Source organism: Myroides sp. C4067, from assembly GCF_038039665.1.
Taxonomy (GTDB): Bacteria; Bacteroidota; Bacteroidia; order Flavobacteriales; family Flavobacteriaceae; genus Flavobacterium; species Flavobacterium odoratimimum.
The window spans coordinates 190,172-214,003 of sequence record NZ_JBBPHJ010000003.1 but is presented as its reverse complement, the minus strand read 5'-3'; the positions used below and the strand labels follow the sequence as shown (position 1 = coordinate 214,003).

Below are 23,832 nucleotides of genomic sequence, written 5' to 3'. Positions count from 1 at the left end.
TATCTTTCTAATTCTTATTCGATTAATCTCTTTTATAAACAAGGTATTTATTCATTTTCCTACCCTAACTCAACACTTCTCACAAGCCTAAAATACTCTATCCATAGTATGTGATATTACTCTGAACAACCACAGTGATAACAGACTTATAAACTAAATTCTAACAGTAAAACAAGTTTCCTAATAAAACATTATAATACAGATTAAAAATATTTATCCCTTCTACGCTATGATAGAGCAATGCTAACATCATGATCACATAGTGGTCGCATTAAAACCAGCCAAAACTATGCGACCACTATGCCATCACTAGCCGACCACTATGCGACCACTGCTGAGAAAGTCGCTCTCGTCCTACTGTAACTGTACAGTTATTATTTATAATCCTATTCTTCACTGTACAAATGTGTTCAGTATAGAACAAAAATTATTGTTTGTGTTTTGTTACCTTTGTTCTTCATAAAAAATCAACAATAATGAATAGCAGACTATTAGGAAGTATATTAATCATCGCAGGTTCTTCTATCGGTGGAGGTATGTTAGCCATGCCTATCACATCAGCAGGAGTAGGATTTATAGGGGCTAGTTTACTTCTATTTGTTATCTGGTTTGCGATGTGTTATACAGCATTATTGATGGTGCGTATCTATGACTTTAATAGTCAAAAAGATGGTTTTGATACCTTGACTAGAAAATACGCTGGATTCACTCTTAACCGAATAGCAGGGCTAAGCCTTATGTTCTTAATCTATGGGCTAACAGCTGCTTATATGTCTGGTGGTGGTACTATCCTAAAGACGAATATAGACCTCTTATTCGACACAAATATTGATGATCGCTTAGCCGTACTCATCTTCTCTGTTGTATTTAGTGCTATCGTTATCACGGGTACTAAGTGGGTAGATTGGTTCACTCGCATACTTTTTACAGGGAAATTAGTTTTTCTAGTGTTATTAGTGATTCTTATGACTCCATTGATCAAAGGGGCTAACCTACTCCATATGCCTTTATCACAAGGGCTTGTGATTATGTCTATCCCAGCGATATTCACCTCTTTTGGTTTTCATGGTAGTATCCCAAGTATCGTTGATTACCTAGACGGAAATAAGAAACTATTAAAAAGAGCCTTTATACTAGGGAGTTTACTTCCTCTTGTTATTTATTTAGTTTGGCAGATAGTCATATTAGGGACACTAGACCAGACTGTGTTTATGCAGATATTACAAGAGCACTCTGAGGTAAAAGGATTATTACTTAGCATAAGAGAATTATCTAATTCTACCTATATTGAGACTTTATTTAGTTTCTTCGCAGCAACAGCATTAGGTACCTCTTTTTTAGGTGTAAGTATTGGGTTGTTAGATTACTATAAAGACTTGTTTAAAAATAAGTCTAAAAACCTAATCAAGCCTTTAGCTGCTATCTGTACATTCATACCGCCACTACTATTTGCACTCTTCTATCCAGAAGGTTTTATCTTGGCATTAGGGTATGCAGCGATAGCAGGTGTTATATTAGCATTAGTCATTCCTGTGGTGCTGTATTTAAAGGCAATGAGATTTCACGAAATTAAAATTTCGCTGTTACAATATTTCATTATCGGTTTTATATTAATACTTTCTTTAGTAATAGTATTTGCACAACTATTAGTCGTTAGCAAAAGCTAAAACCTAAATGTTTTATAAACTTTCTAAAAGTTAGTTAAGAAACGTTTTGTATCATTTTAATTTAGGAATTTACCAGATTCTAAGACCTAGAAATTGCGTAAATTTGCAAGCTTATATTATTATATGATAAACAAATACTTACTAACAACAATATTCGTTATCACACTGATAACGAACACCGTATCTTTTGCACAACAAAGTGCAGAAGTCATCTCTAATGAAGAGCAACGGGATAGCACGGCAGCAAAACAGAAATTTTTTGAACGTGTAGTTTCTTATTTTGAAGAAGCTAAGAAAGATAAATCACAGAGCAAATTTGACCTCTCATTCATAGGTGGGCCAAGCTACTCTGTAGATACTAAACTAGGACTAGGGATAGTCGCTTCTGGACTATACAGAGTAGATAAAGAGAACCTAGACTTACCCCCATCTGATCTCGCTATTTATACTAACTTTACGACAAGTGGATTCTTCGCTATCGGAGTAGAGAACACAACGATATTTCCTAATGATGATTACCGATTTCACTATGATATGGCATTTAAATATATGCCTAGTAAATACTATGGTATAGGATACGAGGCAGGTAGCCAAGGAGACTATGTGAAGTACGATGAATATCACTTAGGCTTGAAATTTGATGTATTGAGAAAAGTGTTGCCGAATACATATGTAGGATTAGTCTTTTCTGCTCAGAATATTCAGAGTAGAAACTTCAGAGATATGGAGGTGAGACCTGATACAGACTCTAAAGACACGGCTATCGGAGGAGGATTTATCGCGTCATATGACAGTAGAGACTTTATCCCTAACCCGAGTAAAGGAATCTTTATCCAATATGAACAGACTTTTTTCCCGAAAACACTGGGAAGTAATAAGCACTTCGGAAAGATTAACTTTACAGCGCGTGCATACCAGCAGGTGTGGAAAGATGGTCTAATAGCCTTCGACCTAAACGGAGAGTTTAACAATGGTGAAGTGCCATGGACAATGCTTTCTAAGCTAGGAGGAGCTAGACAGATGAGAGGGTACTACAGTGGGCAATATCGCGATAGAAAACAGATCAATACACAGGTAGAGCTAAGACAAAAAATACATAACCGACATGGTGTAGCAGTATGGGGTGGTGTTGGTAATGTGTTCGAGAATATGGACAAGTTTGACTGGAGCCACACCTTACCAACCTATGGTATAGGATATAGATGGGAGTTTAAAAATAGAGTAAACGTACGTCTTGACTATGGTTTCGGTAAAGGTCAGAGTGGTTTCTACTTTAATATCTATGAATCGTTTTAAGGGATAAAATGACTGAACAATTAAATAAAAAAGGATTCTTTAGTAGAATCATAAATAACCCGATCGCCTTGTTTTGGTTCTATATTGCTGTCAATATGGTTCCGAGCATTTATTTTGTCTTTACACAACCCGTGAATCTAATTGGGAAAATCGTAGTCATACTGTTTCCTTTAGGGTTGTTCATGACAATATTCTCTGCGTTTAAAAATTCGGGAGCCTGGTTACTACTATGCTTTCCATTCCTGTTTTTGCACGCTTTCCAGATCGTGTTATTCTACCTATTCGGAGAAGATGTGATAGCTGCAGATATGTTTCTAAACGTAGCAACTACGAATACTTCAGAAATAAATGAACTACTAGGTAGTCTATTGCCTTCTATCGCCTTTGTGTGTTTCTTATACATTCCACCTATCGTATTCGCCATACTTCAGTGGAAGAGAAAGAACTTCTTAGACTGGAGCTTTAGAAGACAGACTCTATTACCTGCAGTACTGTTATTAATAGCGTCACTAGTATTATCATTCTTCAGTGCGAATAAGAACACAGGTACATTTGCCTTTAACCAAGATGTGTATCCTATCAATGCGTTACACAACTTAGGATTCGCTGTGAATAAATGGGATAAGGTCAATCGATACCCTGAGACCTCTAAAGATTTTACCTTTAAAGCTACTAGAGACAGCATCTCTACTGATAAAAGACAAATATATGTACTGATCATAGGTGAGACGAGTAGAGCTGATAACTGGTCTCTGTATGGATATGATCGCGAGACCAATCCGAAGCTAAAGAATGAGAAGAACTTGGTCGTGTTTAAAGATGCGTTAACGCAATCGAATACGACACATAAGAGTGTCTCGATCATCTTATCAGAGGCAGAGGCAGAAAACTATAATTCTATCTATGTCAAAAAAGGTATTGTACACGCGTTTAAAGAAGCTGGCTTTACCACGATATCACTGTCTAATCAGGCAGAGAACTCTTCGTTTATAGAATACTTCACTAAAGAAGCAGATATCTATAAGACGATACGTACTACTGATAGCCATACACGTATGACAGAGAATCACTATGATGAAGAGTTAGTAGACTTAATGCAAAAACACATTCAGGAGACTACTGGAGATCTATTCATCTTATTACACACCTATGGGTCCCACTTTAAGTATATGGAGCGCTACCCTGAGAACTTCAGACAGTTCACTCCTGATGAGATAGGTGGTGTAAAGAAGTCTGAGAAAGAACATCTAGTCAATGCGTATGACAACTCTATCTTATACACAGATCACTTCTTATCTAAAACGATAGAAGCCCTGAAACAGACGAATGAGGAAGTAGCTATGCTATATACTTCTGACCATGGAGAGGACTTATTCGACGATGATAGAAATAGGTTCTTACACGCTTCGCCAAGCCCAACCTACTATCAGCTAAGAATACCATTCTTAATGTGGTTCTCAGATGAGTATATTGATAACAATGAAAAGAGAATCACTGCGGTACAAGAGAATAAAAATAAGCCTATCTCTACGAATGCAGTATTCCATACGATGATTAATGCAGCACATATTCGCACTTCTTATCTAGAAAAGGACTTATCGTTAGTCAATAGAGCTTTTAATGCAGAAGCTCGTATGTACTTAAATGACCACGATATCGCTGTTCCTTATACTAAAATGAACTTGAAGAAAGAAGATTTCGAAATGCTGAAAAAGAATAATATTAAAGAATAAACAACAAAACAATGATACACAAAACTAAACATAAGATACTAGCACTAGCCATGTGTGCTATGCCGCTGCTAGCTACGGCGCAGAGTGAGAAAGTAGAATCTATAAAACTAGGTAATATGGATCACTGGATGGTACGCGAAGTTAAAGAATCGTTTATCATCGGGGGTAATACACAATACCTATACGAAATCACTGAAACAAAAGATACACTAAAGGACAATACGCCTTATAAGAATAAAAAGTCTCCATGGGCGACCTCATCTGTACTAGCTACTGTAAGCGGTATAACGAAAGGGAGTGTAACTGTATTTCCAGAAAAAAGAGATAATGGGTACGCTGCTCGTTTAGAGACTCGTATAGAGAAAGTGAAAGTACTAGGAGTAATTAATATCAATGTACTCGCTAGTGGAACAATCTTTTTAGGGGAAATGATAGAACCTATCACAGATACTAAAAACCCTCAAAGTAAACTAGTAACAGGTATCCCTTTTACTAAAAAGCCTAAAGCACTGCAGTTTGACTATAAAGTAACTACTGGTGGTCCTTCTAAACGTGTGAATGGTATGGGAAGCGGAACTGATGCTAAGCGAAATGACAAGGCTGAGATACAGATTCTACTACAAAAGAGATGGGAAGACAAAGATGGTAATGTATATGCTAAACGTATAGGTACGGGATGGGAACTGATGGATAAATCTGTAAAAACGTGGCAAAACAAACACCGCCTGACTGTAAACTATGGCGATATCACGAAGCAGAGTTACTATGGTGCACATATGGCACTTAGAACAGGTAGCAATGCATACTACACTAGAAATAGCAAAGGTAAGATGGTGCCGATCATAGAAGAAGGTTGGGGTACTGCAGATGACGAGGTAACTCACCTAATCGTACAATTCTCTTCTAGTAATGGTGGTGCGTATATCGGTAATACGGATAGTCGTTTATGGATAGATAACGTAGGATTGGTTTATTAAAAAATATCAATACAAAAAAAAGAGGTAGTTTAATCTGGATTAAACTACCTCTTTTTTTTATCTTATTACTTCACTCTAGTACTATCGTGGCTATGAGTTTCTATTCCTCCGTTCCACAAAGTCAGAATGTCTGTAGCTACAGCAGCTCCACTACCAGCAGCTATTGCTAACTGACTCCTATGTCCTGCTAATGTTCCTGCCACATAAACTCCTTCTGTTACTAAGTGATCCTCGTTTCTCAACTGGATTCTATTCTTAGCAGCTAGTGACTTCTTATGTGGTATCACATATTCCATTAATCCTTCTACTTCAAAGGTAGGACTAGAATTAATAGCTACTACTACAAGTGAAGTATAGTATACTTCCTTATTCGTCTTGACTTCAAATACTCCATCTCTCTTCTGTACAGAAATAACCTTCTCACCTGCGATCTGGTCAATGTGGTTGTAGTAATTTAAGTCTTCTATAGACTGTTCTAATAGGTCTTTTCCTAAAGTCCCTTGTTTTATACCATAAGCATTATAGAAGATAGCATCTTGAAGCATTGAGCTCTTCTGATGCATAATAATACCTACTTTCTTATCTGTTACAAAAGGTTTCTTTACAGCACTACCAATAACTTGCGCACAAGAAACTCCTGATACACCTCCCCCTATGATTAGTACATCGAATACTTCCATAGGTCTTATTTTGTTTTATCGTTTATCATTTTAGATGTACGGTAAATCAATAAGATGCATACTGCGCAAAGCAATGCTACAATACCAATTAATGCGATTAGACTATCCCCTTGGAATAGGTTATTAAAATCTAACATTGTGATATTTAATACAATCAATGCCGCAACAAATGCTATAACTATGTAACTAAAAATTTTCATTTCGAATGATAAAGAATTTGATTTTACCATCCGAAAGTACAAAAAAACCACCACTCGGACAATCCTTTAACATTACCACTATATATTTTAACAACGAGATATAAAAGTCATAAAACGTGGTTTTTCACTATTTTTATCAAGAACTCATCACTATTCTTGAATCACACATCATAGATATAAGCGCTACAATGAAATAATCTAAAAAACATTAACATGTAAAATAATAGCGTAATTAACACTATTCTACTAATCTGGTACAACTATCTTATATTATGAACTTTATATTCATCCTAAATTACTTAGTGAAAAAGGTTAATCTAAAGGGGTTGTCTCTTTATTACATAAAGATTTGTAATTTTGCAGCCAATTAATTATTATATTCAGATGTTTCAAATAGGAAAAACAATCGTATCAGAAGAAGTTCTAGAAAAAGAATTCGTATGTAACCTTTCGGCTTGTAAAGGGGAATGCTGTATAGACGGAGATGCAGGAGCGCCTGTAGAAGATGATGAAGTAGAGATACTTAGAGCTGTATATGATAAAGTAAAACCTTTCTTACGTCCTGAAGGTATTAAGGCAATAGAAGAACAAGGTACATCTGTATATGGTGATGATGATGAGTATGAGACTCCTCTAATAGAAGGCGGAGAATGTGCTTATGTAATCTACGAAAATGAAATGGCACTATGTGGAATAGAAAAAGCTTATAACGAAGGTCTAATCGACTGGAAAAAGCCGATCTCATGTCACTTATATCCTATACGTATCAAAGAGTTCTCTTCTTTCTCTGCTGTGAACTATCACAAATGGCATATCTGTAGTGATGCTTGTACCCTAGGTCAAGAGTTAAGCGTACCTGTATATAAGTTCTTAAAAGCCCCTCTAATCAGAAAATATGGTGAAGACTGGTATAAAGAATTAGAACTAGTAGCAGAAGAGTGGAGTAAATCAAGACAATAGATTTATTGTATATAGAGCACTTGCTCTTTATAATCAATAATTGCATTCCCTTGTAGTAATACATCTGAGCCAATAATCCCGTGTACAGTCTTTACTTTATACTCTATTAAGGCAACATTGACATGAGTTAAATCTATAATTACTAGGTTAAAACTCTTGTTATGCCAACGGCTCATTTGTAAATGATTATGATAGGCTACTTGGGTATGCATTCCATTAGCCCCTGCTCCTGAGGCTTTAGTAGACGAATTCTCAGGAATAATATTAAAATGGTCTATATGACTAAAATCAATACAGCTATTAGATGCTCCTGTGTCTAGGATAAAGTCCCCTAGTATTCCATTGATTTTAGCTTTGACAAAAAGGTGGTTCGTTTTAGATATTTTAAACTTAATTTTCTTATATCCTCCCTTTTTTAATATATCTTTCATGTTTTCCATCAATCAAATGTAGTTTAAATTCTTTTTAAAAGGTACTTTTGTAGCATTAATCTAACATTATAGAAAAATACAATATTAGAATGATATTTACTGACACGCATACACATTTATACTCAGATGCTTTTGCAGAAGATCGTAAAGAAACAATAAATCGTGCAATATCTAGTGGAGTTACGCGTTTTTTTATACCAGCGATAGATTCAAGCTATAGCAATGCAATGTTTGAACTAGAGCAAGAGTTCCCTAATAATGTATTTCTTATGATGGGACTACATCCTACTGATGTAAAATCAGAGACGTATAAAGAAGAGTTGGCTTATGTAGAGCGTGAACTCGAACGACGTACTTATTACGCTGTAGGAGAGATAGGCATTGACCTGTATTGGGACAAAAGTACTTTAGCCATACAGCAAGAAGCCTTTCAATATCAAATACAATTGGCAAAGAAATATAAATTGCCTATTAATATACACTGTCGAGATGCTTTTGACGAAGTGTTCGAAGTACTAGAACGAGAAAAAGGAGAAGGCCTTAGAGGGATATTCCACTGCTTCACAGGTACAGAAGAACAAGCGCTAAAAGCTATTTCTTATAACCTAAAGCTAGGTATAGGTGGGGTAGCAACGTTTAAAAATGGTAAAATAGATCAGTTTTTAAACAAAATACCACTGGAGCATATCGTATTAGAAACTGATTCTCCGTACCTTGCACCTGTTCCTTTTAGAGGAAAAAGAAATGAAAGTGCATATATCGTGAATATTGCAGAAAAATTAGCCGATATTTACGCGCTGCCTCTAGAAGAGATAGCAAAACAAACTACAGCAAATTCAATAGCTGTGTTTGGAATTTAAAACACGAAAACAACATAACTTGTTTATAATAATACATTACACTAATGTCTAAGTTTGATTCTATACGCCACTACCACGATCACGAGGTACACGAAGTCTTACAACAGATTTCTAAACACCCAATGATAAAAGCGTTAATGGGATATACTTTTCCTAATAAAACGGAAGAGGAATGGATGAATGCCTTAAAGGAAGTAAAGTCTATTCAACAATTTCAAGATGATTTTGCTTACCACTCTATTCAACGAATCCTAGAGAAAAGCTCTAATGGTTTGACCACTTCTGGGTTTGACAAATTAGATAAAGACACAGCTTATCTATACGTATCTAACCATAGAGATATCCTTATGGATACTTCTCTTCTAAACGTTGCTCTTAAAGACAATAAATTAGTTATGACAGCCTCTGCTATAGGGGATAACCTAGTGCAGAAATCATTTTTACTAGCGCTAGCTAAAGTAAATAGAAACTTCTTAGTTAAACGTGGATTACCACCTAGAGAACTATTAGAAAGTTCTAAACTAATGTCTGAATATATACAACATCTTTTATTCGAAGAGAACAGATCTGTGTGGATAGCGCAGAGAGAAGGACGTACCAAAGATGGAAATGATGCAACTCACCAAGGAGTTCTGAAGATGATAGGAATGGCTTCTGATGAGGCTAACTTAATGGACTACTTCAAAAAAGTGAAGATAGTACCTGTATCTATCTCGTATGAATATGATCCTACGGATGCACTTAAGATGCCTCAGCTATTGGCTAAAGCGAATGATGAAGTATATATCAAAGATAAGAATGAAGACTTTATCAACTTATATAGTGGAATCATCGGTCAAAAGCGTGGTATTCATATCCATGTAGGAGATGTTCTAGACCAAGAATTAGATAATATTAAAAACACTGTAGATAAGACTAATAAGCAAATGCAAGCTGTAGCTACAGAAATAGATAAGTCTATTATCGCTAACTATTTCTTATGGCCTACTAACTATATTGCTTATGATATCATGCATAACAGCAATAAGTTCGCGGATAAATACACAGAAAAGGAGAGGCAATTATTTGAAAGACGTCTTGAACTACGTGTAGATAAAGAGAACAAAATAATCGTAGATGGCTTCTTAGCTATGTATGCTAATCCTGTTATTAATAAACTAAAATTGAGTGATGAACAATAGTCCTGCTATTCTTTTAATCTATACTGGTGGAACTATCGGTATGGTAAAAGACTTTAAGACAGGTGCTTTACGTGCGTTCAATTTTGATCAGTTAGTAGAGCGTATACCTGAGTTACACATGTTAGAGTGTTCGATAGAGACCTATTCATTCGAAACACCGATAGACTCTTCTGATATGAGCCCTGCCTTATGGGTGAAGATGGCAAGTGTAGTAGAAGAGAACTATGATAAGTTTGACGGATTCGTTATTCTACACGGATCGGATACGATGTCATACTCAGCATCTGCACTGAGCTTTATGCTTGAGAACTTGCGCAAACCTGTTATATTAACAGGTTCTCAGCTTCCTATTGGAGACTTGCGTACAGATGCTAAAGAAAACCTTATCACAGCTATTCAGGTAGCTGCTGTACAAGAGAACAACACTCCAGTCATTCAAGAGGTATGTTTATACTTTGAATACAAATTATACAGAGGAAATAGAACTTCTAAAGTAAGTGCTGAATTATTTAATGCGTTTACCTCTCCTAATATTGCTCATTTAGCAGAATCAGGAGTGAACCTACGTATCAATAAACCTCTGCTGAACTACACACATACTCAAGAACCACTACTCGTACACAAAGAGATGTCTAGTAATGTGATGATTCTAAAGATATTCCCTGGCATACAGCAGAATGTATTAGAGGCTATTCTAAATATTAAAGACCTAGAAGGAATCGTACTTGAGACTTATGGCGCTGGTAATGCCCCTACTGAAGCATGGTTCTTAACAACATTAGGACAAGCTATTAAAAAGGGACTTAAAGTAATCAATGTTACTCAATGTTCTAGTGGTAGTGTACATATGGGTAAATATGAGACAAGTACAGAGCTAAAAGAAATAGGTGTTATCTCTGGTAAAGATATTACGACAGAGGCTGCCATCACTAAGCTGATGTTCTTACTCAAACAAAAAGACTTAACAGACTTTAAAACTGCTTTCGAGACTCCTATCTGTGGAGAAATGGAAGAAGATTAAAATATAGTAAAAGCTCTTGGAACTACTCTAAGAGCTTTTACTATTGTTATTTGACATCAGTAAGACTTTCTAACATACGTAACCTATACATTAGCATCGGTTCATTTTCCCAAAAATTAGGTGATTCTATTAGCTTATAATCTACAATAAGAAACTCTTTACCTCTAAGTACAATTTTCTTAATATAGCTATAAGTAGAACCATTTAATGTATTACACTTCAATATGATTGTATTCTTATCTTTATAAAATACAGAAACAGTTTTTTGTCCATTATACCAATAATTAATATCTTTAAAATCAAACTTATAAGTATCATTATCTAAAACAAATTCTTTATTTAAAGCTTGTTTATTTAATCTATCCCACACCTTATTAATATCCTTATCTAAAGGTAATGAAATATACTGTTCTCCATTAATTACTACATCTTCATCTGCAATATCAGACAATACCTTGGATAAATACTGTCTTTGTTTCTCAACTATAAGTAACATACCAGGACTAAAAACTCTAGTATATTCGTTCCATGTTTTAAAAGAAGTTAATTTATTCTGACTAAAGAAAGTCTTAATCACCCTAAGGTCGTCTATAATAAAATCAAGTTTAACAGGTAAGAACTCACCTCTCAATTTAAAAAAAGTATCCGTATAAAATACAGCATATATACCTTCGCTAGCAAAATACTTAAAAAATTGCGCATATATATTTTCACCTATTTGATAAATAACGCATTCATTATCAAAATATAACACCCGATCTTCAATACCATCTAGTAAATCATTTACAGTTATAGCTTGAGGATCTTTACTACGAATAAAAAACAAATCTCCAGCTCGCATATCGCTTTCCTCTTTAAATGAGAATATATGACTGAATCGAATATTTAGTTCACTATCAATTACTTTTAAATCACCTACCATCAATTGCATAGACCTATTTTCACCTTGCTCCCATATATCAAAAGTATACATAAAGGGTATCCGCTTCTCTACACCATTAATAAGAATTGGGGTAGTTGGTAATAAAAGATCTAATCTTTCACCTATAGCAGCAGAGTCCATAGTTATTTTATGGCTAAAGTACTCCTCTTTAGCTTTGTGGATACTATCAAAATAAAGACTAATCTCACTACTTGAACGACCTTTCTTACAACTACCTAACATTAAAGTCATCCCTACTAAGAGATATATTATCTTTTTCATTAATTAATTGTTGATTAGATTACTGTCTCACACCATTCTTATATGTTTCTTCCTTTTTCACATCTCCTCTAGAAGTCCATTCAGTCCATTTACCATCCTTCTGTCCATTGAGATATTTTCCTTTAGCTTTTGGCTTTTTAGAATCAGCCCATTCTTCACTATAGTCACCATCCTTATTCCCTTTGTCATTATAATTACAGGTAATAAAGAAATCACCATTGTTAGAAGAGATCAATGAACGCTCCTTACCAATCTGTTTTCCGTTGACGAATGTACGTTCATACTTCATCTTTCCTTCATTAGTGAATGCCTTAGACACACCATCTTCTTTACCTTGTTTAAAGTTTCGCTCTTGCTCTACCTGACCACTAGTATAGTAAGTAACACGCTTTGTCATACTATTATCTGCATATATCTCCATCTCACGTTTATTTCCATTACTACTGAAGTATATCCACTCTCCGTGTTTCTTCCCCATCTTCATATTTCCTTCATATTCCGGCTTACCTGTTGCAACAAAGAAAGCCTGTTGCTTGCCATCCATGTACCCATTCTTAAAATTAAGTAATTCTTTCAACTTACTTTTATCGTAATACTCCCATTTACCGTTTAACAGACCATCCTTTAAGTCCACATCTATATACTGTTCGGTTACTCCATTTATGATTCGTTTTTTCCCATTAAGAGGAGTAGATGACTTAACTTCTTTTATATAGCGTTGTCCATCTCCTAGATTGACAATTTCTATATCTGTAAAATCTATTTTAGTCTGTGCTGTAACCGTTAGTATAGGCAACATTAAACACAATAATGACAGAGCTATTCTTTTCATATAACATTTTAATTAATTACTATTTTAAGTTAAATTTAAACATAAAATATCAATATAAAACTAAAAACAAACGCATTAAGTCTTAAACCCTATTATTTACTCCAATAAAAAAAGCAGCCTATCACATTGGACAAACTGCTTTTAAACTAAAATCGATAACTAAATAACTAACTTTTTATACAAAAAAAGCTGTACTATTATACATTACTAGTAGTCTATGGCTACTCTCTCTGTTACTACTGATTTAATAAAATCAACTACTTTTAGATGCTCAGGGTGTTTTACATAAATATCTAAGTCTTGAAGGTTCTTAAATGTTGTATGTAAAATCACTTCAAAGTTTTTAGGGTCTGCTTGAGGATCATTAAATGATACAGCGATAGACTCTAGTACCTCTATCTTTCCTTTTAAATCTTCTAATAGTCGTTTTATTTCTAATTTATTGGCTTCCTTATTTTCATCTTTCAGCCTCCACATCACTATATGTGTAATCATAATCTCTATTTTTTATTGAACTAACAAGTTAATCAAAACTGCTTTATATCAAGCACTATCTACTTATTTTTTCAATTTATCCTTTATGCGATTAGCCTCAGCTATAAAACCAGTTAACCCCTTAGTATCACCTGCTTCTAAATATGTCTTGAACTGAGTTAACTTCTCTAGATATGTATCTAAAATCGGCAATACATGTTCTGCATTCTGTTCAAAGATAGGCAACCACATATCTACAGAACTCTTCGCTAATCTAACTGTAGAAGCAAATCCTCCTGCAGCTAAATTAAAGATAGCTGTGTCATCTTTCTCTTTGTCTAAGACCGCTACTGCTAGCGCATAAGATATCGCATGAGATAGATGAGACACATACCCCACATGTTCATCGTGCGAGTCAGCATCCATTAAGATCATGCGCATCTCTAAGTGATAATACAGTTCAGAGATTGCATTTAATGCCTTAGGATTAGACTTCTCTGGATTACAGATGATCGCTACCCTATCTTTAAACAATCCTTTAAACGCAGCTTCAGGTCCACTAAACTCTGTACCTGCCATCGGATGTGTAGCTACGAATTGTCCTCTTCTGTTATGTCCTTCTATCTCTTTATCTAATAAAGACTTCGTAGATCCCACGTCCATTACATACTGCCCATCTCCTATTCTGTCTAACACATATGACACCAGTTTTACACTCGCGTTCACAGGTGTCGCTATAATGATAATATCTGATTTCTCTATTAAAGTATCTAGTTCTACGATCTCATCTGCGATACGTAGTTCTAATGCCTTACTAGCATTGCGCTCAGATAAATCTGAAGCCAATACCTTCGTTACAAACCCTTTTTCTTTTAGATCTAAAACAATAGATCCTCCGATTAGTCCTACACCTACTAATCCTACTATTTTTGCCATATTACGTCTATTATGATAAACAAAGCTATAAATACCTACTTTGTTTCAGCATAATTTCTTCTCTTTTTTTTAACTTTTCTAACTTTTGTTCTCGTTTGTGTTTGATCAACACCTAAACTAACTAACCTTTATAACCGATATTGAGAACAATGTTACTACAGTTATAACATAGATGTAGGACACACAAAGTCTGTATGGTCTAGTGTACTCTCCTTACTTATTGCGTTGTATCCCCCTAACACATCCACTAGATTAGTAATTCCATACTTATATAATATCGATGCAGCCATCATACTTCTATACCCTCCAGCACAGTAGATGATATATTTCTTCTCTTTTGACATCACATCTATTTTATCTTCTAATTCATTCAGAGGAAGACTCACCGAATCTTCTAAATGCTCTGATCTAAACTCATTTATCTTACGTACGTCTAATAGTACTCCTTTATCCTCTAGATAGAGCCTATCCATCTCCTGAGGCGTTATACGAGTAATAGTATGAATAGGCTCACCTGCATTCTTCCAAGCTTCTATTCCGCCTTCTAGATACCCTATCGTATTATCATACCCCACACGTGATAGACGAATCATACTCTCCTCTTCTTTCCCTGGCTCCGTGATTAAAACAATAGGTGCTTTTATATCTTTTATCAACTCACCTACCCAAACAGCGAACTGACCGTTTAATCCGATATTAATACTACTAGGTACAAAGCCCTCTGAGAACGCCTGTGGCATACGTGTATCTAACAGAATCACTTCTTTCTTCTTCATCTGTTCCTTCACAGCCTCTATACTCATCGGTGTTTTACCTCTATCTAAGATACTATCTAGTTGCTCATACCCTGTGATATTCATCAACACATTTTTAGGAAAATACTGAGGTGGCGTTGCTAATCCTGTTAATAACTCTACTACGAACTCATCTTCTGTCATATCAGCACGTAGCGCATAGTTAGTCTTCTTCTGATTACCTAAGGTATCTACAGTTTCCTTACTCATATTCTTACCACAGGCAGACCCCGCACCATGATTAGGATACACGATTACCTCATCTGGTAGTACCATGATTTTATTGCGAAGTGATTGGAATAAATGCCTAGCCAAAATTTCTTCTGTAATCTCAGATTTGACTAATTGTACTAAGTCAGGACGACCTACATCTCCGATGAATAGTGTATCTCCACTAATGATAGCATGCTCTTTACCCTCTTCATCTATAATAAGATAAGTACTACTCTCCATCGTATGTCCAGGAGTATGCAATACTTTTATCTGAATGTTCCCAAGCTTAAACACTTGATTATCTTCTGCTATAACAGCCTCATAACTAGGAGCTGCAGTAGGTCCGAAGACAATCTTAGCTCCTGTCTTCTCCATAATATCAAGGTGTCCACTCACAAAGTCTGCATGAAAGTGTGTTTCGAATACATACTTAATTACTGCATTATCACTTTTAGCTCTTTCTAGATAAGGCTCTACATCTCGAAGAGGGTCAAATATAGCCGCCTCACCATTACTCTCTACATAATAAGCAGCATGTGCAATACAGCCTGTATATATCTGTTCTATTTTCATATCTTACTTTTTTTTTCGAGATTAAAAGTACTATTGATCACTTAGTAAAAAAATGACAAATATCATAGATCCAAATAATTACAGATAAAAATAAAAGAACGATACCCTTTAATAAACAAAAAGCACTCCATACAGAGTGCTTTTTTATTTCTTATACGAAACCTTCTTTTAGTACCAGTTGTATTAGATTAGCGGTATCTGACACTTCGAATACATGCTTCATCTTTGCTAATCTTTTTTTGATAGCAGGATTAGAGAGAGGAATATGATTTTCTAATTCTTGTAATTTATATCCTTTAGATAACAATACTAGAATCTCTCTATTGTAATCATCATACATTACTTCCTTTCTTACTATTTCATTTAAGCAGTGCTTCACGATATCACTCTGATAACGATCGCCTGTTAATACGCGTTTAACGATATCTAATAAGTTATCAGGTGTAATCTCATGCTTACTTACTAACCCATCAGGTCTAATGTTTTTAACGATATTATAGATCGTTATCACTTCTGTATGACCAGTCAAGATGATGGTCTTACAGTAAGGCATTTCTTTCTTTATATAGGCTACTATATCTCCTCCATCTCTTAGTAGTGCTCCTTCCTTACTTGGTAAAGAAAAGTCAACAATAGCAAGATCAAATAAATCACCTCGTTCAACGGCAGCATCTATTGTTTCTTTAGCAGTCAAACAGTCAAATGACTTTTCAAAGACAACCTCTCCGAGTCCTAATTTATCTTTAGAGAGAGCCAATACATATCCTTCTACGATAAGAGGATGGTCATCTACTAACAGTATTCTGCACATAATAATCGAGTTTTGAGAATCATACTACAAATTTAAACATTAAACTAGTATAAAAATACTTATTTGTGATAAGTTACAACTTTTTATACACAAAATATCAACAATCTACATAAAAGTACAAAATGATAAGATTCAATATACAAAAAAAGCACCAAGTAATACACTTGATGCTTTATATATCTTTATTTTAATAGATTATACTAGCTTATTAGCCACTAGGTACTCCGCAATCTGTACTGTATTTGTTGCAGCTCCTTTTCTAAGGTTGTCTGCTACGATCCACATATTCACTGTGTTTTTTTGGCTCTCATCTCTTCTGATACGTCCTACGAACACATCGTCTTTCCCCTCTGCATATAGAGGCATTGGGTATGTATTTGTATCTGTATTATCTTGTACAGTGATACCAGGAGTCTGGTGAAGAATCTGTCGAATATCTCCTAAATCAAAGTCTTTTTCAAATTCTATATTCACAGTCTCACTATGCCCTCCCACTACAGGGATACGCACAGCTGTAGCCGTTACTAATACAGTATCATCTCTAAGAATCTTCTTCGTTTCTTTGACTAACTTCATCTCCTCTTTAGTGTATCCATTATCTTCGAACACATCACAGTGAGGGATAGCGTTGCGGTGAATAGGATAATTATAAGCCATATCCCCTTTTACATCCTTATACTCATTCTCTAACTGTTTTACAGCTTTCACACCTGTACCAGTAATAGACTGATACGTTGATACTACCACTCTCTTAATCCCGTATTGCTTGTGTAAAGGAGATAGTGCCATCACTAACTGAATAGTAGAACAGTTAGGGTTAGCAATAATTTTATCTTCTTTAGTCAAAGAATCAGCATTAATCTCTGGTACGATTAACTTCTTCGTTGGATCCATTCTCCATGCCGAAGAATTATCAATTACTGTAGTACCTACCTCAGCGAACTTCGGTGCACACTCTAGAGAAATACTTCCTCCTGCTGAAAATAAAGCAATATCCGGCTTCATCATAACAGCTTCTTCCATGGACTTTATGGTATACTTCTTACCCTTAAATTCCACTTCCTTACCTACAGACTTCTCAGAAGCCACAGGAATTAATTCTGTTACAGGAAAATTTCTCTCCGCTAATACTTTTAGCATGATTTCACCTACCATACCGGTAGCGCCTACTACTGCGATTTTCATTTTTTATAAAATTAGGATTGATAAATAGTTTTAATCAAGGATAAAAATAACACTTTATTCAATTACCAAGACAACTGTAGGTCTTTTATTTGCAATTGAATAGAAGTTTTATTTCTCCAATTGTTCTCCTCGATAGAATAAATGATGTCTACGTGCTGCTTATCCTTCACATTCTCGTACTGAGCTCCTAGGTTAAAACCTATAGCACTAAACTTATATCCAGGATTTCTTCGCTGCTTAAAACTCACCTTTAGGTGTTCTCCTCTTGCTCCTGCTAATTTTGCATATCCTGTATCGAAGACCTCTTTTGTCAAGAAACTAGGGCTAGGATTACCAGGACCAAAGGGTTCAAACTGTTTTAAGATACGTAGAAACTTATCTGTTATCTCTGAGAACTGTATCTTAGCATCGATCTCGATTTCGGGTATAAGGTCTGTCTCCTGAATCGTGTTAGACACTACTTCTTCAAACTTTTGTCTAAAAGCTTCTAGATTCTCTTTCTTTATTGTCAACCCAGCAGCATACATATGCCCCCCGAACTGAATAAGATGTTCAGAGCACTTCTCAAGAGCCTGATAGATATCAAAGTTCTTAACAGAGCGCGCTGATGCAGCTAGGTAATCCCCACTATCTGTAAATACAATAGTCGGTCTATAATACGTATCGATAAGACGAGAAGCCACGATACCGATCACCCCCTTATGCCAAGATGGGCTATACACTACGGTACTCTTTGAGTTAATTAATTTTTGATCGATGATCTGTTTAAGCGCTTCTTCCGTGATTCCTTGATCTAGCGACTTGCGCTCTTCATTGATATTTACGATTTTCTCGACAGTCATATTTGCTCCTTCTTCAGTAGCTTCTGTCAATAGATCTACAGTAAAGTTACCGTGTTCTATTCTTCCAGCCGCATTGATTTTAGGGGCTAACTTAAACACAATATCTGTCATCGTATATATAGCTAAGTCATATAACTTCATCAGTGCTTTTATACCAGGACGTGGGCTTTCATTAATCACCTTTAGTCCATAGTACGCCAATACTCTATTCTCTCCTGTGATCGGCACTACATCTGCTGCGATAGCAGTAGCTACTAGATCTAGATAGTGTTCTATAGAGGCGAAAGGAAGTCCCTGAATCGTATTTAATGCCTGAATCAACTTAAATCCTACACCACATCCACATAACTCCTTATAGGGATATAGGCAGTCTACGCGTTTAGGATCTAACACGGCTACTGCATCAGGAATAATCTCTCCAGGTAAGTGATGATCACATATTATAAAATCAACACCTTTCTCTTTAGCATACTGTATGTGCTCTATAGACTTTATACCACAGTCTAGAGCTATGATTAGATGGATACCTTGCGTTATAGCATAATCTATCCCTTGATACGATATACCATATCCTTCATTATATCGATCTGGAATATACGTATCTACCTGAGCACCTAGGCTCTTTAAATAGGAATACATTAAGGCGACAGACGTAGTTCCATCCACATCGTAATCACCGAAAACCAAGATAGATTCTCGATTCTTAATCGCGTTTAGAATGCGATGGACAGCCTCTGTCATATCTGCCATCAGAAAGGGGTCGTGCAAATCTTCTAAAGAAGGTCTAAAGAATTTCTTAGCAGCTTCGAAGGTCTCTATCCCACGCTGTGCTAATAACCTCCCTACTATAGGACTTACACCTAAAACTTCTTGTAAATGAGCAACTATTTTTTCATCTGGATCTTGTTTTAAATACCAGCGCATTAATTACTCTTTATGATAATGAATATTGGTTTTAACTTCTGCAAATTCTTTAAACATATCCATTACTCCACAATACTTCTCGATCGATAAATCAACTGCTTTTTTTAGCTTCGCCTCGTCTAGATTAGCTCCATAGAAGTGATAATCTACCATCACAGTATGATAAGTAGCGGGATCTGTCTCTGTAAGTAGTCCTTCTGTTTCTATTTTAAAATCAGCAACATCTAATCTCATTTTCTTAATCAGTGATGCTACGTCTAATCCTGAACATCCTGCTAGAGCAGATAGCATTAATACTTTAGGTCTTAGACCTTTATTATCTCCTCCATTTTCAGGGCCTGCATCTATTCTAATCGTTCCTCCACTTGGATTAGTTGATTCGAATTGCATGTTTTCTATCCAACTTGTAGTTACTTTATGTGACATAATGTTCTGTTTTTATCAAATGTATCAAAAAAAAATCAATGTTCACTAGTTAATGAAGACGCAAAAAGAGAATCTAATGCCCAACCTTCCTCTCACTATCTGATATAGCCTAACTATTTCTCCTTACAACAAAATTATTCGCTAAACAGATAAATTCTATACTACACTTCACTACATACAAGACAATATGTACATAACAAGATAAAGTACAACGCTATAAACAGTCCTTTATATGCATATCCCTTTTTTTAGTCTAAAACACTTTCTTTGACTAAATATCCTCTTTTATTACCTCAAAAGAAGCTATTTTGCTTAATAGAATGTCTTTTATGGGTAATTTTTAATCAAAAAACTGACTACAAAACCGTATCAAAGCAAAAAAACATAAAAAAAGGCTCACTTTTTTACACCTCATACTGTGAACAAAATCAAATATCAACCTAACAATCAATACATTAACAAATAATCAGATTATAAAACAATCTAACGTCTATTACTACTCAAGTCACTGAATACAAGCATTACTAGCATTCTCTTCAACACTTCTTCAACATTTCCCCAAGATTGCTCTAGTTAGAAGCCTCTTTCTTGAAGAACTGTTGAAGAAATCTTGTAGCGGTATTGAAGAGGTTGCTCTTTCTTATCAGAAACTAAACTATTAGACTAAGTTCACCACAAAAAACATCACTCGTTTTTAAACAAAAAAATTGCCCATAGCAATCTGCTACGGGCAATTCTCTATACTGTAATAACCTATCTGCTAAGGCAGGTGGTTATTTATTATTTACTTTTTCCAGCTACGATCACTACAATCTCTCCTTTAGGAGGCTTCGCTTCGAAGTGCGCTAACACTTCTACCACTGTACCTCTTACAGTCTCTTCGTGTAATTTAGACAATTCTCTAGAGACAGATACTTGTCTATCTTCACCGAAGTATTCTTTAAATTCTCCTAAGGTCTTTACTAACTTATGAGGAGATACATAAAGGATCATCGTTCTCGTTTCTTCTGCTAGAATTAGATATCTCGTCTGTCTTCCTTTCTTGTCAGGTAAAAACCCTTCAAAGACAAACTTATCATTCGGCAAACCACTATTCACTAATGCAGGTACGAATGCTGTAGCCCCTGGTAGACACTCTACTTCTACACCCTGCTCTACACACGCACGTGTCAATAAAAATCCTGGATCAGAGATAGCTGGTGTACCTGCATCTGATATCAGTGCAAAGGTCTCTCCTGCTTGCATTCTCTTTACTAATCCTTCTACAGTCTTATGCTCATTATGCATGTGATGACTAAACATCGGTGTAGAGATTTCAAAATGTTTTAATAGTTTTCCACTATTACGTGTGTCTTCTGCTAAGATATAATCTACTTCTTGCAATACTTTTATTGCGCGATACGTCATATCTTCTAAATTTCCAATTGGTGTAGGTACCAAGTAAAGTTTCCCCATAATTATATAAAACGTTTTTCTACTAACGTCATAAAGCGTTCTTCGTATTCTTCTTTTCCTTCCCAGTTATTGTATTCTGGTTTTACTAAATGGTCTATTAAGCTATTTGCCTCATCAAAAGAGCTCACTGTATTTAACTGTGATAATACTCTATTAAAATCTTCTGCACTTCCGTTAAACAAATGTCTTTCGAAAGCGATACGGTCATTCAAGCCTACTACGATAGTAGAGCTATAAATATCATTAATAGACTTTGGTTTATTGATCTTTGGTTCGCGTACAGAAGTGTGCTCTACATTAAATAATGTGTTCTGTGGCACAGGAGTTTCTACAGTTGGCTCGATGTGTTGTTCTACAGGAGCGATAGGTTCTGGTTGTGTAAAGCTAGCTTCTACAACAGGTTCTTTAGGTACAAACTCTGTATTGAACTTCTGTACCTCTTGTTTATCCACATCTTCTACTCTCACAAACTCTACATCACTGAAGTCGAATCCAAAGAAAGGATCATCCGTATTTGGTTTATTCTCTGTTACTGTTTTTACTTCTTCTTCTACCTTATAGGTAGAAGTAATCGTAGTTTCCTCTATTGTTTCTTCTAGTTTAGCAGGAGCGAACTGTTCGTTTATATTTACTAATGCCTCCTCAATGCTCTCCTCTTTAACAGCTTCTACAATAGATGGTATTGGTGTTTCTATCACTTCTTCCTTTACCACAACTTCTTCTTCATAGAAAGTAGTTACTTCGATATCATCATTTTCGTCTTCTTCCTCTTCTTTTACTTCTTGCTCTACTACAGGTATTTCAGCAGTGATATGCGCTACTACCTCTTCTTCTACCACAGGATTTTCTACTTCGATATTAGCGATTACCTCACGTTCATCTAGCTGTTTTAGCATAGCCTCATGTTGATCTAAATAATGGTGAAGTTGAGCATCATCCGCTTCATTAGCACTATCATCTATATACACCTCTGTAATAAATGGTTCGTCATAGACTACAGCTTTCTGAATAATAGAAGGTTCTTCTACCACTTCAGGTGCTATTTTATTCACTTTATCCGCAAGAAGGCTATCATCTATAGTATTAATTGCCTCTTTTTCAGTTTCTGCAACGATAGGGTATTCTTCTTCCACTAGATCTATAGGCATCTGGTGACGTACTACCTCATCTACAGTATTTGAATTCGAATCATTAATCGCCATGGCTTTTAGCGCATCGTCCAATTGCTCAGGAGAAACTTCTTTGATTAATCCTGCTTCAAAATGATCTTGATAGAATTTTAAGATGGTAAGCTTCTCATATAATTCTTTAGCTTCTCTATATAAACTATCTACTTCCTTGTCTTTCAATTGTAATACACGATGAGCCAGACTTAACAACTCTCCTTCTAAGACTTTCTTCATAACTTTTATTTTGCATTAGTAAATTGACGAGCTTTTTTTGATAAATTTGCTCCATACAAAAATAACAGAAAAAACCGCTGGTTTCAGCTTGAAATTTACAAAATGTTTCTCGAAAATCCCGTTAATAACAAAGAACAATTTGGTTGGATCGAAGTTATCTGTGGTTCTATGTTCTCTGGTAAGACTGAAGAACTGATTCGCAGACTGAAAAGAGCCAAATTTGCCAAACAAAAAGTCGAAATTTTTAAACCTGCTATCGATACAAGATATCACGATGAATTCGTCGTATCTCATGATTCTAATGAGATTAGGTCTACGCCTGTACCCTCTGCAGCACATATCAGATTATTAGCTGATGGATGTGATGTGGTAGGAATAGATGAAGCCCAATTCTTCGATGAAGAAATTGTCAGAGTATGTAATGACCTTGCGAACTCGGGTATCAGAGTGATCGTAGCGGGGCTAGATATGGACTTTAAAGGAAATCCCTTTGGACCAATGCCTTACTTAATGGCTACTGCAGAGTATGTAACTAAGGTACATGCTATCTGTACTAGATCAGGAAATCTAGCTAATTATAGTTTCAGAAAGGCAGCTAGTGAGGATATCGTCATGCTAGGAGAAACACAAGAATACGAGCCGCTGAGTAGAGCAGCTTTTTTCAATGCACTGAGAGGTGTAGATATATCAAAATCAGAAAAACAAAATACAATACCACCAGAACAAATAGAATAATACTTTAACGACTACCACA

General features: G+C 35.6%; 23 protein-coding genes. 9 read left to right on the top strand and 14 right to left on the bottom strand.

All coding sequences use genetic code 11. The features are described from left to right. Window positions 1-476 precede the first annotated feature (476 nt). The 4 genes from AABL87_RS03335 to AABL87_RS03320 all read left to right on the top strand — a co-directional run bounded on the left by AABL87_RS03335 (window position 477) and on the right by AABL87_RS03320 (window position 5,673). Window positions 477-1,667 carry an aromatic amino acid transporter gene (locus AABL87_RS03335; protein ID WP_341276937.1) on the top strand — a complete coding sequence of 397 codons (1,191 nt, stop codon included), beginning with the start codon at window positions 477-479 and terminating at the stop codon, window positions 1,665-1,667. Between the two features lie 123 nt (window positions 1,668-1,790). Further along, entirely contained in the window at window positions 1,791-2,963 is a 1,173-nt protein-coding gene (locus tag AABL87_RS03330; protein ID WP_341276936.1) for a BamA/TamA family outer membrane protein, read from the top strand. A gap of 8 nt (window positions 2,964-2,971) precedes the next feature. After that, window positions 2,972-4,696 (top strand): phosphoethanolamine transferase, encoded by a 1,725-nt coding sequence (locus AABL87_RS03325; protein ID WP_006262627.1) that lies wholly within the window; start codon window positions 2,972-2,974, stop codon window positions 4,694-4,696. Window positions 4,697-4,707: 11 nt separating this feature from the next. Continuing rightward, window positions 4,708-5,673 carry a PCMD domain-containing protein gene (locus AABL87_RS03320; RefSeq protein ID WP_341276935.1) on the top strand — a complete coding sequence of 322 codons (966 nt, stop codon included), beginning with the start codon at window positions 4,708-4,710 and terminating at the stop codon, window positions 5,671-5,673. Window positions 5,674-5,738: 65 nt separating this feature from the next. Here AABL87_RS03320 and AABL87_RS03315 read toward each other — a convergent pair whose 3' ends face one another. Together AABL87_RS03315 and AABL87_RS03310 are read right to left on the bottom strand one after the other, a co-directional pair. Next, entirely contained in the window at window positions 5,739-6,353 is a 615-nt protein-coding gene (locus AABL87_RS03315; RefSeq protein WP_341276934.1) for an FAD-dependent oxidoreductase, read from the bottom strand. Window positions 6,354-6,358: 5 nt separating this feature from the next. Next, complete coding sequence (locus AABL87_RS03310) at window positions 6,359-6,553, bottom strand: hypothetical protein (protein WP_006260500.1); 195 nt, start codon at window positions 6,551-6,553, stop codon at window positions 6,359-6,361. Window positions 6,554-6,937: 384 nt separating this feature from the next. Between AABL87_RS03310 and AABL87_RS03305 the strand changes: the two genes are divergently transcribed. After that, on the top strand, window positions 6,938-7,513 hold the full coding sequence (locus AABL87_RS03305; RefSeq protein ID WP_036471107.1) for a DUF3109 family protein: 576 nt from the start codon (window positions 6,938-6,940) through the stop codon (window positions 7,511-7,513). A gap of 2 nt (window positions 7,514-7,515) precedes the next feature. Here the strand turns inward: AABL87_RS03305 and AABL87_RS03300 are convergent, their stop codons facing one another. Further along, a complete protein-coding gene (locus AABL87_RS03300; RefSeq protein WP_016650045.1) occupies window positions 7,516-7,953 on the bottom strand; it encodes a retropepsin-like aspartic protease in 438 nt (145 codons plus the stop codon). Window positions 7,954-8,033: 80 nt separating this feature from the next. Here AABL87_RS03300 and AABL87_RS03295 point away from each other — a divergent pair, with 80 nt between their 5' ends. Genes AABL87_RS03295 through AABL87_RS03285 form a run of 3 tightly spaced genes read left to right on the top strand, consistent with a single transcriptional unit; the run spans window position 8,034 to window position 11,006 of the window. Further along, window positions 8,034-8,804 carry a TatD family hydrolase gene (locus AABL87_RS03295; RefSeq protein WP_016650044.1) on the top strand — a complete coding sequence of 257 codons (771 nt, stop codon included), beginning with the start codon at window positions 8,034-8,036 and terminating at the stop codon, window positions 8,802-8,804. Between the two features lie 44 nt (window positions 8,805-8,848). Continuing rightward, window positions 8,849-9,985, top strand: a complete 1,137-nt coding sequence (locus tag AABL87_RS03290; protein WP_006262621.1) for a 1-acyl-sn-glycerol-3-phosphate acyltransferase — start codon at window positions 8,849-8,851, stop codon at window positions 9,983-9,985. Beyond that, window positions 9,975-11,006: an asparaginase gene (locus tag AABL87_RS03285; protein WP_016650043.1), complete on the top strand. Its 1,032-nt coding sequence runs from the start codon at window positions 9,975-9,977 to the stop codon at window positions 11,004-11,006. Before AABL87_RS03290 ends, AABL87_RS03285 begins: the two co-directional genes overlap by 11 nt. A gap of 46 nt (window positions 11,007-11,052) precedes the next feature. On the opposite strand, the gene AABL87_RS03280 is transcribed toward AABL87_RS03285, so the two are convergent. The 11 genes from AABL87_RS03280 to AABL87_RS03230 form a co-directional block, all read right to left on the bottom strand. Continuing rightward, window positions 11,053-12,210: a hypothetical protein gene (locus tag AABL87_RS03280; protein ID WP_006262619.1), complete on the bottom strand. Its 1,158-nt coding sequence runs from the start codon at window positions 12,208-12,210 to the stop codon at window positions 11,053-11,055. A 19-nt stretch (window positions 12,211-12,229) separates the two neighbouring features. Next, a complete protein-coding gene (locus AABL87_RS03275; RefSeq protein ID WP_006257642.1) occupies window positions 12,230-13,042 on the bottom strand; it encodes a toxin-antitoxin system YwqK family antitoxin in 813 nt (270 codons plus the stop codon). A gap of 207 nt (window positions 13,043-13,249) precedes the next feature. Further along, window positions 13,250-13,537 carry a Dabb family protein gene (locus AABL87_RS03270; protein WP_341276933.1) on the bottom strand — a complete coding sequence of 96 codons (288 nt, stop codon included), beginning with the start codon at window positions 13,535-13,537 and terminating at the stop codon, window positions 13,250-13,252. A 63-nt stretch (window positions 13,538-13,600) separates the two neighbouring features. Continuing rightward, complete coding sequence (locus AABL87_RS03265; protein WP_071307120.1) at window positions 13,601-14,452, bottom strand: prephenate dehydrogenase; 852 nt, start codon at window positions 14,450-14,452, stop codon at window positions 13,601-13,603. A 161-nt stretch (window positions 14,453-14,613) separates the two neighbouring features. Next, window positions 14,614-16,032, bottom strand: coding sequence for an MBL fold metallo-hydrolase (locus tag AABL87_RS03260; protein ID WP_341276932.1), 1,419 nt, complete (start codon window positions 16,030-16,032; stop codon window positions 14,614-14,616). Window positions 16,033-16,183: 151 nt separating this feature from the next. Beyond that, window positions 16,184-16,843: a response regulator gene (locus AABL87_RS03255; RefSeq protein WP_006262614.1), complete on the bottom strand. Its 660-nt coding sequence runs from the start codon at window positions 16,841-16,843 to the stop codon at window positions 16,184-16,186. Between the two features lie 195 nt (window positions 16,844-17,038). Beyond that, a complete protein-coding gene (locus AABL87_RS03250) occupies window positions 17,039-18,028 on the bottom strand; it encodes an aspartate-semialdehyde dehydrogenase (RefSeq protein WP_006257647.1) in 990 nt (329 codons plus the stop codon). Between the two features lie 62 nt (window positions 18,029-18,090). Then, window positions 18,091-19,794: a single-stranded-DNA-specific exonuclease RecJ gene (gene recJ / locus AABL87_RS03245; RefSeq protein WP_341276931.1), complete on the bottom strand. Its 1,704-nt coding sequence runs from the start codon at window positions 19,792-19,794 to the stop codon at window positions 18,091-18,093. 3 nt (window positions 19,795-19,797) lie between these two features. Further along, complete coding sequence (locus AABL87_RS03240) at window positions 19,798-20,220, bottom strand: OsmC family protein (RefSeq protein ID WP_071307117.1); 423 nt, start codon at window positions 20,218-20,220, stop codon at window positions 19,798-19,800. Between the two features lie 780 nt (window positions 20,221-21,000). Continuing rightward, window positions 21,001-21,675 (bottom strand): 16S rRNA (cytidine(1402)-2'-O)-methyltransferase, encoded by a 675-nt coding sequence (gene rsmI, locus AABL87_RS03235; protein WP_006262611.1) that lies wholly within the window; start codon window positions 21,673-21,675, stop codon window positions 21,001-21,003. Between the two features lie 2 nt (window positions 21,676-21,677). Beyond that, the gene (locus AABL87_RS03230) at window positions 21,678-23,078 is read right to left on the bottom strand and encodes a hypothetical protein (RefSeq protein ID WP_071307116.1); all 1,401 of its coding nucleotides are present in this window, start codon (window positions 23,076-23,078) and stop codon (window positions 21,678-21,680) included. A gap of 102 nt (window positions 23,079-23,180) precedes the next feature. On the opposite strand from AABL87_RS03230, the gene AABL87_RS03225 reads away from it, so the two are divergent. Next, the gene (locus tag AABL87_RS03225; RefSeq protein ID WP_006257652.1) at window positions 23,181-23,813 is read left to right on the top strand and encodes a thymidine kinase; all 633 of its coding nucleotides are present in this window, start codon (window positions 23,181-23,183) and stop codon (window positions 23,811-23,813) included. The last annotated feature ends 19 nt before the right edge of the window (window positions 23,814-23,832 follow it).

Coding starts and splice junctions, on each gene's coding strand:
- AABL87_RS03335 (WP_341276937.1), top strand. CDS start 477: ATGAATAGCAGACTATTAGGAAGTATATTAATCATCGCAGGTTCTTCT.
- AABL87_RS03330 (WP_341276936.1), top strand. CDS start 1,791: ATGATAAACAAATACTTACTAACAACAATATTCGTTATCACACTGATA.
- AABL87_RS03325 (WP_006262627.1), top strand. CDS start 2,972: ATGACTGAACAATTAAATAAAAAAGGATTCTTTAGTAGAATCATAAAT.
- AABL87_RS03320 (WP_341276935.1), top strand. CDS start 4,708: ATGATACACAAAACTAAACATAAGATACTAGCACTAGCCATGTGTGCT.
- AABL87_RS03315 (WP_341276934.1), bottom strand. CDS start 6,353: ATGGAAGTATTCGATGTACTAATCATAGGGGGAGGTGTATCAGGAGTT.
- AABL87_RS03310 (WP_006260500.1), bottom strand. CDS start 6,553: ATGAAAATTTTTAGTTACATAGTTATAGCATTTGTTGCGGCATTGATT.
- AABL87_RS03305 (WP_036471107.1), top strand. CDS start 6,938: ATGTTTCAAATAGGAAAAACAATCGTATCAGAAGAAGTTCTAGAAAAA.
- AABL87_RS03300 (WP_016650045.1), bottom strand. CDS start 7,953: ATGGAAAACATGAAAGATATATTAAAAAAGGGAGGATATAAGAAAATT.
- AABL87_RS03295 (WP_016650044.1), top strand. CDS start 8,034: ATGATATTTACTGACACGCATACACATTTATACTCAGATGCTTTTGCA.
- AABL87_RS03290 (WP_006262621.1), top strand. CDS start 8,849: ATGTCTAAGTTTGATTCTATACGCCACTACCACGATCACGAGGTACAC.
- AABL87_RS03285 (WP_016650043.1), top strand. CDS start 9,975: ATGAACAATAGTCCTGCTATTCTTTTAATCTATACTGGTGGAACTATC.
- AABL87_RS03280 (WP_006262619.1), bottom strand. CDS start 12,210: ATGAAAAAGATAATATATCTCTTAGTAGGGATGACTTTAATGTTAGGT.
- AABL87_RS03275 (WP_006257642.1), bottom strand. CDS start 13,042: ATGAAAAGAATAGCTCTGTCATTATTGTGTTTAATGTTGCCTATACTA.
- AABL87_RS03270 (WP_341276933.1), bottom strand. CDS start 13,537: ATGATTACACATATAGTGATGTGGAGGCTGAAAGATGAAAATAAGGAA.
- AABL87_RS03265 (WP_071307120.1), bottom strand. CDS start 14,452: ATGGCAAAAATAGTAGGATTAGTAGGTGTAGGACTAATCGGAGGATCT.
- AABL87_RS03260 (WP_341276932.1), bottom strand. CDS start 16,032: ATGAAAATAGAACAGATATATACAGGCTGTATTGCACATGCTGCTTAT.
- AABL87_RS03255 (WP_006262614.1), bottom strand. CDS start 16,843: ATGTGCAGAATACTGTTAGTAGATGACCATCCTCTTATCGTAGAAGGA.
- AABL87_RS03250 (WP_006257647.1), bottom strand. CDS start 18,028: ATGAAAATCGCAGTAGTAGGCGCTACCGGTATGGTAGGTGAAATCATG.
- recJ (WP_341276931.1), bottom strand. CDS start 19,794: ATGCGCTGGTATTTAAAACAAGATCCAGATGAAAAAATAGTTGCTCAT.
- AABL87_RS03240 (WP_071307117.1), bottom strand. CDS start 20,220: ATGTCACATAAAGTAACTACAAGTTGGATAGAAAACATGCAATTCGAA.
- rsmI (WP_006262611.1), bottom strand. CDS start 21,675: ATGGGGAAACTTTACTTGGTACCTACACCAATTGGAAATTTAGAAGAT.
- AABL87_RS03230 (WP_071307116.1), bottom strand. CDS start 23,078: ATGAAGAAAGTCTTAGAAGGAGAGTTGTTAAGTCTGGCTCATCGTGTA.
- AABL87_RS03225 (WP_006257652.1), top strand. CDS start 23,181: ATGTTTCTCGAAAATCCCGTTAATAACAAAGAACAATTTGGTTGGATC.